7 protein-coding genes are annotated in these 9440 nt (G+C 64.1%); 4 read left to right on the top strand and 3 right to left on the bottom strand.

Annotation, left to right across the window (positions count from 1 at the left end; genetic code table 11):
- Window positions 1-230 precede the first annotated feature (230 nt).
- On the bottom strand, window positions 231-959 hold the full coding sequence (locus tag IFT60_RS21290) for a hypothetical protein (RefSeq protein WP_192055429.1): 729 nt from the start codon (window positions 957-959) through the stop codon (window positions 231-233).
- Window positions 960-1059: 100 nt separating this feature from the next.
- On the opposite strand from IFT60_RS21290, the gene IFT60_RS21285 reads away from it, so the two are divergent.
- Complete coding sequence (locus IFT60_RS21285; protein ID WP_192055427.1) at window positions 1060-1926, top strand: alpha/beta hydrolase; 867 nt, start codon at window positions 1060-1062, stop codon at window positions 1924-1926.
- Between the two features lie 9 nt (window positions 1927-1935).
- Here the strand turns inward: IFT60_RS21285 and IFT60_RS21280 are convergent, their stop codons facing one another.
- Window positions 1936-2430, bottom strand: coding sequence for a hypothetical protein (locus IFT60_RS21280; RefSeq protein ID WP_192055425.1), 495 nt, complete (start codon window positions 2428-2430; stop codon window positions 1936-1938).
- A gap of 186 nt (window positions 2431-2616) precedes the next feature.
- On the opposite strand from IFT60_RS21280, the gene rpsO reads away from it, so the two are divergent.
- The 3 genes from rpsO (at window position 2617) to IFT60_RS21265 (ending at window position 9078) form a co-directional block, all read left to right on the top strand.
- Window positions 2617-2886: a 30S ribosomal protein S15 gene (rpsO, locus tag IFT60_RS21275; RefSeq protein ID WP_192055423.1), complete on the top strand. Its 270-nt coding sequence runs from the start codon at window positions 2617-2619 to the stop codon at window positions 2884-2886.
- Between the two features lie 209 nt (window positions 2887-3095).
- The gene (gene pnp / locus IFT60_RS21270; protein WP_192055421.1) at window positions 3096-5198 is read left to right on the top strand and encodes a polyribonucleotide nucleotidyltransferase; all 2103 of its coding nucleotides are present in this window, start codon (window positions 3096-3098) and stop codon (window positions 5196-5198) included.
- Window positions 5199-5379: 181 nt separating this feature from the next.
- Window positions 5380-9078, top strand: coding sequence for a PAS domain-containing protein (locus tag IFT60_RS21265; protein ID WP_192055418.1), 3699 nt, complete (start codon window positions 5380-5382; stop codon window positions 9076-9078).
- Here IFT60_RS21265 and IFT60_RS26850 read toward each other — a convergent pair.
- On the bottom strand, window positions 9071-9202 hold the full coding sequence (locus IFT60_RS26850; RefSeq protein ID WP_267874651.1) for a hypothetical protein: 132 nt from the start codon (window positions 9200-9202) through the stop codon (window positions 9071-9073). The genes IFT60_RS21265 and IFT60_RS26850 overlap by 8 nt on opposite strands.
- Window positions 9203-9440 lie beyond the last annotated feature (238 nt).

Raw genomic sequence — 9440 nt, 5'->3', positions numbered from 1 at the left:
CTGTACAATTCAGGACTCAGCAATTGGCAGCAGCATAAGCGCAACTGTCCAACTTTGTGGGGTCACTTCAAAGTGCCCACCCTACGGTGCGCGACCGCCGTGTGATCAAACCCGCAGCTGGGGTGTAACGTAGGGTGGGCACTCGTGCCCACGTGTCCGCACCATCCGAATATCGGCGCCGGGGATCACGGATGAAAACGTTCAAACGCGCAGCACGACGCTTAACGAAATCAATCCCACTTCTGCGCCTTGGCCGGCTCCTCATGCGGCGGACAATTGGTGAACTTCGGCGGAATCCCGTCGCGCATCGTGTCGCGCCCATCCGGCCCGTGATTCGATTCGTAGGTTACGCAATAGGTGCCGGTCGCCGTGATCACCTTGTGGCGCCGGCGCCCGTAGCCGCCCGGGTCCAGGATCTCCTGCGTTTTCGGCGCCTGGTACCACCGGTTCGGCGCCATCTCGGCCGCATGTGCAATACCGCGCTCCAGCTTCATCTGCGCCGTCTCGATCGGCGCCCGGATGCCGCGCCGCGGGTTTTCCGCACGTAGCGCCCGGTCGGCGGCGCCGGCCTCGGCCCGCGCCGCGCGTAACAGGTCGGCGCTCGATATAGCCGGCGCAGGTGGCGCGTCCGCTGCCGGGATTGCGGGCAGGGCAAGCGGCTCAGCGGCAGGCTCGGGCAAGGATTGGGATGACACCGGCGGCGTCGCGCGTGCCGCCGGCGCAATGCGTGCGCTGGAAGCGGAACTTCGGACAGACGAGGGCAGCGCAGGCGCACCGCGCTCGGCAGCCGGCGCCGGCAGCAGGCGCAGGAACTGCACCCGCCGCGGCTCGCCGTCGTCCGGCACCGCCACCGGCCGCGACAGCTGCCACAACCCAAGCAGCAGTGCATGCACGGCCAGCGACACGCCGATGCCGGACAGGGTGCGCGGTTGCTGGAAAGATGCGTCTGCGGTTGCCATAAGCCTGCAGTATAGGGCGGCTTCTTGTCGTTGTGGAAACAACTGCGTATGCATGCCCAGCAGCGCGCCGCATCCCCGCCAGCGGCCCCATACTCGGCGCATGACCAAACTCATCTACTACGCCGGCGCGCTGCTGCTGGCCGGCGCCATCTCCGCCTGTTCGCCGCTCTCGCTCGTGAACGCCGTCTCGCCCGCCGGCGCCGTCGAGGCCACGACGGCGCTACGCTACGGCGCGGACCCACGCAACATGCTCGACGTCTATCGTCCCGCGGCGAACGCCGATAAGGCCCCGGTGATCGTCTTTTTCTACGGCGGCAACTGGGTCAGCGGCCAGCGCGAAGATTATGCCTTTGTCGGCCGCGCCCTGGCCGCGCGCGGCTTCGTGGTCGTCGTGCCCGACTACCGCCTGTATCCGCAGGTGCGCTATCCCGATTTCCTGATTGACGGCGCTGCCGCCGTCGCCTGGACCGCGCGCGAGATCGCCGGCCATGGCGGCGACCCGGCGCACATCTTCGTGATGGGCCACAGCGCCGGCGCCTACAACGCCGCCATGCTGGCGCTCGATCCGCGCTGGCTGGGGAAGCAGGGCCTGAAGCCGGACATGCTGCGCGGCTGGATCGGGCTGGCGGGACCGTACGACTTCCTGCCGGTGCAGAACCGCACTACACAACCCGTGTTCGATGCGCCGAACACCCCGCCGGACTCGCAGCCGATCAGCCACGTTGGCGCCGCGTCGCCGCCCGCGCTCCTGATCGCGGCTAACAAAGACAATCTGGTCAACCCGGTACGCAACACCGGCGGCATGGCGGCAAAACTGCGCGTCGTCCACGTGCCGGTACGCGAGCTGTATTACGACGGCGTCACCCATACCACGCTGGTGGCGTCGCTGTCGAATTCGCTGAAAAGACTGGCGCCGACGCTCGACGCGGTCGAAGCCTTCGTGCGCAGCGATGGCGGACGCAAATAAGCGGAGCGCTCACCACCTCCGATCCCTCACCTCGAACATCGGATCCGGCCCATTCATCATTTGTCGCACCACGCCCTGCTCGTCGAAGTGCACGTGCATCAGCGAATTCCACACCCCCGCTTCCTTGTAGCGGTACGACCACACCTCGTAGTTGCGCAGCCGGACGCGCGACTGTTCGGCGGGACGGCCGATGGTGCGCAGCACGTCGGCCTTGGTCGCCTGGTCAACCTTGATCATCGCGAATTTTTCGCCGGTAAGCACTTGCTCGTACGAGACCAGCCGCCCGTCAGGGCCGATGTGCGCCATCCAGGTGAACTGGCCGAAGGGCGCGGTGGCGTACTCGAACAGCTGGCCGCCGCCCGGGGCAGGGTAGACCGAAGTCGGCTGCCCCATCTTGCTGGTGACGGCCGCGACCGGGTCGCCGACGAGCGGCGCCTGCTTGAAAATCGGGCCGGCACAGCCGGCCAGGAAGAGGGCGGCATACAGCGTTGCGATTCTGATCATCTTGTTCACGACATCCCCCGCATATAACCTGGAACCCTTATGATGCCCTAACCCGGCCGCAGCAAAAGCTGGTGACGCCAACTGTTTTCGCATATACTGGCGGGTCTGTCCGCGAAGGCAGGTTTTTTTAATCAAATCACGGTGCGCTGGGTTGCGACTCTTGCACCGCATGTGAAAGGTAACATCATGTCCGTAGAAAACATCAACAAGTCGGCAATCATCGCCGACAACGCACGTGGCCAAAACGACACCGGTTCGCCGGAAGTCCAGGTCGCACTGCTGACCGCACGCATCAACGAACTGAACGGCCACTTCAAAGCCCACCAGAAAGACCACCACTCGCGCCGCGGCCTGATCATGATGGTCAACCGCCGTAAGAGCCTGCTGTCCTACCTGAAGAGCAAAGACCTGAACCGTTACCGCGACCTGATCGCCAAACTCGGCCTGCGTAAGTAATTTTTGCGCCAGACGGTTTAGTCACGGAAATGCCTGCGTCAGTTCCAACTGCCGCGGGCATTTTTTGCATCTGGCGTTTGTAAATTTTGCAGCATTGCAATTGTAGAAGGAGGGAGCCCAAGCTCTCTTAACGGTGGCCCGACGGGTCATGCGCGGTGAGGTGAACGACAGCTCCTGAAAATCTGTCGGCAAATAGAAAGGGATTACCAATGTTTAATAAAGTCACGAAGACCTTCCATTACGGCCAACATACCGTCACCCTGGAAACCGGTGAAATCGCCCGTCAAGCCTCCGGCGCCGTCATGGTTTCGGTGGAAGACACCGTCGTGCTGGCCACCGTTGTCGCCCGCAAGGACGCCAAGCCGGGCCAGGACTTCTTCCCGCTGACCGTCGATTACATCGAAAAAACGTATGCTGCCGGTAAAATCCCGGGCGGTTTCTTCAAGCGCGAAGGCCGTCCTTCCGAAAAAGAAACGCTCACCTCGCGCCTGATCGACCGTCCGATCCGTCCGCTGTTCCCGGAAGGCTACCTGAACGAAGTCCAGGTCATCATCCACGTGCTGTCGGTCAATCCTGAAATCGATCCGGACATCCCGGCGATGATCGGTGCGTCGGCCGCCCTGTGCGTCGCCGGCATCCCGTTCAACGGCCCGATCGGCGCCGCCCGCGTCGGCTACGCCAACGGCCAGTACATCCTGAACCCGAGCACCACCCAGCTGAAAACCTCGCAGATGGACCTGGTCGTCGCCGGCACCGAAACGGCCGTGCTGATGGTCGAATCCGAAGCGCAGCAGCTGTCCGAAGAAATCATGCTGGGCGCGGTCGTCTTCGGCCACGACCAGATGCGCGCCGTCATCGACGCGATCCATGCGCTGGTCGAAGAAGGCGGCAAGCCGGAAGTCGAGTGGACCGCACCAGCGAAAAACGAAACCCTGATCGCGCAAGTGTCGGAACTGGCTTCGGCAAAAGTGCGCGAAGCCTACCAGACCCGCGAAAAATCGGCGCGCCAGCAAAAGCTGAAGTCGCTGTCGTCGGAAGTCATGGCAGCCCTGTCGGAACAAGGCGTCAGCGCCGATGCGGCCGAAGTCGGCAACATCCTGTTCGACATGGAAGCCAAGGTCGTGCGTACCCAGATCCTGGACGGCGAGCCACGCATCGACGGCCGCGATACCCGCACCGTGCGTCCGATCGAAATCCGTACCGGCGTGCTGCCGCGTACCCACGGTTCGGCCCTGTTCACCCGCGGCGAAACCCAGGCGCTGGTCATCGCGACCCTCGGCACCGCGCGCGACAGCCAGAAGATCGACGCGCTGATGGGCGAGTACACCGACGACTTCATGATGCACTACAACATGCCTCCGTTCGCCACCGGCGAAACCGGCCGTGTGGGCACCCCGAAGCGCCGCGAAATCGGCCATGGCCGCCTGGCCAAGCGCGCACTGGTTGCCGCGCTGCCTAACCCGGAAGATTTCAGCTACTCGGTGCGCCTGGTGTCGGAAATCACCGAATCGAACGGTTCCTCGTCGATGGCATCGGTCTGCGGCGGCTGCCTGGCACTGATGGACGCCGGCGTGCCGATGAAGGCGCATGTCGCCGGCATCGCCATGGGCCTGATCAAGGAAGGCGGCAAGTTCGCCGTCCTGACCGACATCCTCGGCGACGAAGACCACCTGGGCGACATGGACTTCAAGGTGGCGGGTACCCCAGCGGGTATCACGGCACTGCAGATGGACATCAAGATCATGGGCATCACCAAGGAAATCATGCAGGTGGCACTGGCGCAAGCCAAGGAAGCCCGCCAGCACATCCTGGCCGAGATGCAAAAGGCCGTGCCGAGCGTGAAGACCGAACTGTCGGACTTCGCCCCACGCCTGATCACGATCAAGATCAACCCGGAGAAGATCCGTGACGTCATCGGCAAGGGCGGCGCCGTCATCCGCGCGCTGACCGAAGAGACCGGCACGCAGATCGACATCACCGACGAAGGCATCGTCACCATCGCGTCGGTCGACGCCGCCGCCGGCCAGGAAGCCAAGCGCCGCATCGAAGAACTGACCGCCTCGGTCGAAGTGGGCAAGACCTACGACGGCACCGTCCTGAAACTGCTGGACTTCGGCGCCATCGTGCAAGTCATGCCTGGTAAAGACGGCCTGCTGCACATCTCGCAGATCGCCAACGAGCGTGTGAACGCCGTTGCCGACTACCTGAAAGAAGGCCAGCAAGTGCGCGTGAAGGTCCTCGAGACCGACGAGCGCGGCCGCCTGAAGCTGTCGATGAAGGCTGCGGATCCGGCGGAAGCTGCGGCGCAGTAAGCATCTTCAAGCGGCTCGCGCCGCTTGAAGCAAAAACCGCCAGTGCGTGAGCCTGGCGGTTTTTTGCGTCTGCCGCCTCCGGTTGTTCAAAAAAGCGCAGCTGACGAAATATTGCCTGCCCGGTACCGTTGCCATCGCTCGATTAGTGCAGAATGTCAGGTTTTGCTCCTGTACCGACACCATGCATTCTGCCATCCCCGACTCCAGCGCCGCACAGGCGCCTTTTGCCCCCGCATTCATGGCGAAACTCGCCCTGGAGGCGGTGGCGGACGGGAGCGACGACAGCATTGCTGAGCGGTACAACGTTCCTGCCGGACTGGTGACTGCCTGGCGCCAGCAACTGCAGAATTCGGCTGAACAACTCTTCACTGGCGAGCTTGCAGAGGCGTCGATGGCCGACCCCCGCATCGCCGCGCTCGAACAAATGGAAACCTCGATCGCTATCCTCGCGTCCGACGAGCTGCGCTATACCTACGCCAATCCCGCCTACCGCGCCGCCATCGGCAGCGGCGACCCAATCGGCAAGCGCATGCGCGACGTATTTCCGAATTCGATGGTCGACGGCGTGGAAGCGGGCATTCGCCATGTGCTGTCGACGGGCCAGGCCTGGGACGTCAGGAATTTTCGTACCGAGATGCCCGGCGTGGGCGAGACCTGGTGGGAAGGGCGGATCAGCCGCATGCCGGCCAGCGCGGGCGTGCCGCCGTCGGTGGTGATCTGGATCCGCGACGTCACCACCAACGTGCAGCGCGAACAGTCCTTGCGCCGGCAAGTCGCCCTGCTGCAGGCGGTGTGCGAGGGCTCTCCCGATCCGATGTTCGCCAAGGACCGCGACGGCCGCTTCCTGGTGGCTAACCCGGCGGCATTGCAGTTGATCGGCAAGACGCAGGAATCCGTCATCGGCAAGACCGATGCCGACGTGTTGCGCGACCCGGACGCGGCCGCTGCCATCATGGCAAACGACAGGCGCGTCATGGCCAGCGGCCAGGCCGAGGAACTGGAAGAAGAGGTGCCCTTGCCCGATGGGACCGCGCGGATCTGGCTGTCGCAGAAGCGTCCGCATCGCGATGCCGATGGCGCGGTGATCGGCTTGTTCGGTGTCTCGCGCGACATTACCGACCGCAAGAGTGCGGAAGAGCGGGTACGTGCCGCGCATGGCAACCTGCAGCGCGTCCTCGACAGCATTACCGATGGCCTGGCCGTGCTCGACCGCAACTGGAATTACACCTATTTCAGCGAAACAGGCGCGACGATGCTGGGTGTGCGCAGCGCCGACCTGATCGGAAAGAATTTCTGGGACTTGTTCCCGCATGCCGCGCAGCTCATGTTCGGCAAGGAATATCGGCGCGCCATGGACACCGGCGTGGTGACCCATTTCGAGGATTACTATCCCGAGCCACTGAACAAGTGGGTCGAATGCCGCTGCTATCCGTCGCCGGATGGGCTGTCGGTGTATTTCCGCGACGTCAGCGACCGGCGCCGCGCTCAGGATGCGGCCGACGAGAACGAGCGCCGCATCCACGCTTTGCTGGAAGCGACACCGGTGGGCCTGGCCTATGCCGATGCGAGCGGACGCATGCTGGTGCTCAATAGCGAAGCCAAACGGATCTGGGGCAATCCGCCCCACGCCGGCAGCGTCGCCGAGTACGCCGACTGGAAAGGCTGGTGGGCCGACAAGTCGGCGCGGCATGGCCAGCGCATCGGCGCCGCCGAGTGGCCGATGGCGCAGGCCCTGCGCGGCGAGCGGGTGGCCGACGTCGTGGTCGAGATCGCGCCCTTCGACAGCCCGGGCACGCGCCGCATCATCCTCGTGCGCGCGGTGCCGATGAAGGACGACAGCGGCAGGATCACCGGTGCGGTGACCGCGCACACGGACATCACCGACTCCGGCCAGTCCAAGGCGGCGGTTCTGGAAAGCAACTACCGGCTCAGCCAGCTGGCGCGCGAGAGCGAAAACGGCCTCAGGCTCAGCGAGGAGCGCTTTCGGACGCTGATCATGGCAAGCTCGCAAATCGTCTGGCATTGCGACCCTGAGGGCGCCGTGCACGAGGACTCGCTGTCGTGGCGCGGCTATACGGGGCAGAGCTTCGAGGCATGGCAAGGCTTCGGCTGGCTCGACGCCTTGCATCCGTCCGAGCGCGCTTCTTCGCTGGCGAAACTGCAGGATTGCATCGACAAGAAACAGGTGTATACGAACGAGCAGCGCCTGCGCCGTGCCGACGGCATCTACCGCTGGCATGCGGTGCGCGCGGTGCCGATCCTGCTGCCCGATGGGTCGATCCGCGAATGGGTCGGCGCCAATACCGATATCCAGGACCGCAAGCAAGCCGAGATCGACCGCCAGCGTTTCGTTTCGCTGGCCGAGCGCAGCAACGATTTTGTTGGCATGTGCGATTTGTTCTTCCGGCCGTTTTTCCTGAATCGCGCCGCCATTGAGATGGTGGGCGGGCATGCGAAGAAATGGGATGTGTCGAATATCGAAGAATTGTTCTTTCCGGAAGATCTGGACTTCATAAAAAATACATTCCTGCCGCGGGTGATGCGTGAAGGCCATGCCGAGGTCGAGCTGCGCCTGCGCCACCTGGTCACGAACGCGCCGATCTGGATGATCTACAGCGTGTATGCCTTGCTCGACCGCGATGGCCAGCCCGAAGGCTATGCCTCGGTCAGCCGGAATATCACCGAGCGCAAGGCGGCCGAGGAAAAGCTGCACCGCCTGGCAACCGACCTGGCCGATGCCAACGACCGCAAGACCGAGTTCCTGGCGACGCTGGCCCACGAGTTGCGCAATCCGCTGGCGCCGATTCGTACCGGCCTCGACCTGATGCGCCTGGCGAACAACAATCCGGCCTCGCTCGGTCGCGCGCGCGACATGATGGACCGCCAGCTGCGCCAGATGGTGCACCTGATCGACGACCTGATGGACATCTCGCGCATCAACAGCGGCAAGATCGAACTCAAGCGTTCGAAGGTCGCATTCCAGCCGGTCGTGATGAATGCCGTCGAGAGCGTGCTGCCGCTGGTCGAACGGGCCGGCCACAAGCTCGAGGTCGACATTCCGGAGGCGCAGGTCTGGCTCGATGCCGACCCGACGCGCCTGGCCCAGGTGCTCGGCAACCTGCTGACGAATGCGTGCAAGTACACGCCGAATGGCGGCACCATCGTACTGGCGGCGGCGCTGGACGGGCCGCATGCGCCGCATGAGCTGGTCATCCGCATCACCGATACCGGCATCGGCATCCCGGCCGAATCGCTGGCGGCGGTGTTCGAGATGTTCAACCAGGTGTCGCAGAACATGGGGCACGCCCAGGGCGGACTCGGCATCGGGCTGGCGCTGGTGCGCAGCCTGGTGGAGATGCATGGCGGCAGCGTCAGCGCGGCCAGCGCGGGTCCGGGGCAGGGCAGTGCCTTCACGGTCCGCTTGCCGATCCTGGCGGCGGACGAGGACGCGCCGGCTGCGGCGCCGCACCTGGAAACGTCAATGCCGGCGGCAACGCGGGCGCGCGTCCTGATCGCGGACGATAACGCCGACGCCGGCGCCATGCTGGCGGCGCTGCTGGAGACGGCGGGTCATGCGGTCACGGTGGTGCACGATGGCCGCGCCGCCCTGGCGCGGGCGGCGGAGAGCGGCTTCGACCTGGTCATCCTCGACATCGGCATGCCGGGCATGAGCGGCTACGAGGCGGCGGCGGCAATCAGGAAACTGCCGCACATGCGGGACGCCATCCTGGCGGCGCACACCGGCTGGGGCACCGACGTCGACCGCCTGAAGACGGCCGAGGCGGGCTTCGACGTCCATCTCACCAAGCCAGTGGGCTTGCCTGAACTGGGCGGCGTGTTCGCGCGGCTGGAGGAACGCCGCCGCCAGGTACTCAGTTGAATTTCACGTAGAGCAGCACCAGCGCCACGACGATCACGCCGAACCTGGTGCCCGCCATGAAGCTGGCCCATGCTGGATTACGCCGGTACAAGAATTTTTCGCGCCGACCGAAGATGAATTTCATGGTCTTCTCCCTGGATGGAGGTAATGCGCCATGCAAGCCGTGCGCAGCGTCTACGTAATCTGTTGACAGCAGCCATTGCAATAGCGCAAGACATCAGGCTAACCAATCCTGCATGACGCACACTTGAGCCAGATCAAGCTTTGAAGCGCTCGCAGGCGTTAGGAGAGGAGCGGCTCTCCTTAGCGTCAAGCGTTTCATTGATTCAATAGCAGAAGTGTTATAGTTGGTGATTCTCCAA

The sequence above is a fragment of the Massilia sp. CFBP 13721 genome (genome assembly GCF_014842025.1).
In the GTDB taxonomy this organism is placed as follows: Bacteria; Pseudomonadota; Gammaproteobacteria; order Burkholderiales; family Burkholderiaceae_D; genus Telluria.
Note: the sequence above shows the minus strand (reverse complement) of the source record. Positions and strands in the feature narration are given on the sequence as shown.